General features: G+C 25.9%; 2 protein-coding genes. Both read left to right on the top strand.

What is annotated here, in order from left to right; genetic code table 11:
- The first annotated feature begins 127 nt into the window (after nucleotides 1–127).
- Nucleotides 128–862, top strand: coding sequence for a HEAT repeat domain-containing protein (locus FP421_RS02115; protein ID WP_159947156.1), 735 nt, complete (start codon nucleotides 128–130; stop codon nucleotides 860–862).
- Nucleotides 863–1,006: 144 nt separating this feature from the next.
- Nucleotides 1,007–1,474 (top strand): hypothetical protein, encoded by a 468-nt coding sequence (locus FP421_RS02110; RefSeq protein WP_159947154.1) that lies wholly within the window; start codon nucleotides 1,007–1,009, stop codon nucleotides 1,472–1,474.
- The last annotated feature ends 282 nt before the right edge of the window (nucleotides 1,475–1,756 follow it).

Raw genomic sequence — 1,756 nt, 5'->3', positions numbered from 1 at the left:
TTGACTGAACTCAAAATTTAAACAATAAGCAGTTCAAGCTATTTTTTGCCTTCTAAACGGCTTAAAAAAATCGTTTGAACGTATTAATTAAACCTAAAAAAAGGTCAACCTATATCAGTATAATACAATGAACGTAATCGAAAAAATTTGTGAGAAGAAATTAAAAGAAAAGCTTTCAAAAATGCCAGTTGAAAACTTGTTGTCTGAAATGACAAATAATAGTTATTATTTTCCATATAACATTTGGAAAAAATACTTTGACAAAAAATCAATTGAAAGTGGAAAATGGATTTCTTGGTTTGCTACAAGAGAAGCTGAAAAAATAACTGATTTAGAACAAGTTCAAACTCTCAAAAAAATAATTGAAAACAAAAATAAAAATAACGAAATAAGAAGAAAATCTTTTTTCTGCTTAGGACATTTATCAAAAAACACAAGAAATAAAGAACTTTTTGAGTATTTAATTAATTATCTAAAATCTGAACCTGAAGAAATTCAAGAAACAATTTTTGCGTCAATAAGAAACGCTGAAAAACCAATTGAATACAATTTGAATCCAATAATAGAAATTTTGAAAAATGGAAAAATAGGAATGAAAACAAGTGCTGCAATTGCTCTTAAAAATTCTGAAAACCCTGAAATTGAATTAATATTATTAAATTCTTTTCAAAATGAGAAAAACAAACATTTGCAGGAAATGATTGCTTCTACTTTGAGAACTTTAGGAACAGAAAAATCAATTTATATACTTGAAGAAAAATTAAAAATTGCGAAAGGAAGAGATTATAAATATTTTATTGAAAATGCAATAGAAGGAATAAAAGAACGAATAAATACTAATGCCAACACCGTACAAAATTAATTGCTTGCTTTTTGCTTACTTACGAAAATCCTCACGGATTTTCTTTGTCAGTAATTATTTACTAACTTTATAGCTAAACCACGCAACTAACCTTGTACAAACACGTTGGCATTAATAAAAAACGAGAAATAAATTGAGTAATTAATGAATAATATAATATCGACTTTTTTCTTCTCATTAATAGTTATAATTTTCGTTATCGGAATAATTTACACGTTGAAAAATAACTCTAAATTGAAGAAATTACTCCTAAATGAGAAAATATTATTTAAACAAAATGAACTTCAAATAATTGACAAAGAATCTTTAGGAATTGACTTTTGGTTGGGGAATATGACTATTTATGAAAACTATATTCGAATTGAAAAAGCAACAATTCCGAATACTTATTCCCACTTTATAGTTGGGAATAAAAATAAAAATTCTGAAAATAAAATTTCTGGAACGATTACTTTGACTGAATCCTCTATTGGAAAAAATAATGAATTAACCCTTAAAGGAACAAAATATAGAGTTTTACATAAAAGCGGAATAAATATAAAACTCAAAGGCGAGAACAAATTTGCTATGATAAAAATAAATGAATTGATAAACGAAAAATTTTTAGCCTGAATAAATTACTAATGCCAACACCGTATAAATTTTATTGCTTTTATTTGCTTATTTTGGAAAATTCTCGCACACTTTTAATTCAGTAAAATTTATTAACTTTACGTTTAACCAACGCAACAAACTTTATACAACAACGTTATGTTTTATTGCTCAGGTGTACTTTCCTGAAATAGGTTGACTAAAAATTCATCAAATAATGATAGTCACTTATGAAAAACCAAAAACAACACTGGCAGAAAAAAAAGTACCAAAAAGTAACTTTAGAAACCAAATTATTCGTCG

The sequence above is a fragment of the Polaribacter septentrionalilitoris genome (assembly GCF_009832745.1).
Lineage (GTDB): Bacteria > Bacteroidota > Bacteroidia > Flavobacteriales > Flavobacteriaceae > Polaribacter > Polaribacter septentrionalilitoris.
The sequence above is the reverse complement of the archived record's forward strand: the minus strand, read 5'-3'. Positions and strand labels throughout refer to the sequence as shown.

Coding starts and splice junctions, on each gene's coding strand:
- FP421_RS02115 (WP_159947156.1), top strand. CDS start 128: ATGAACGTAATCGAAAAAATTTGTGAGAAGAAATTAAAAGAAAAGCTT.
- FP421_RS02110 (WP_159947154.1), top strand. CDS start 1,007: ATGAATAATATAATATCGACTTTTTTCTTCTCATTAATAGTTATAATT.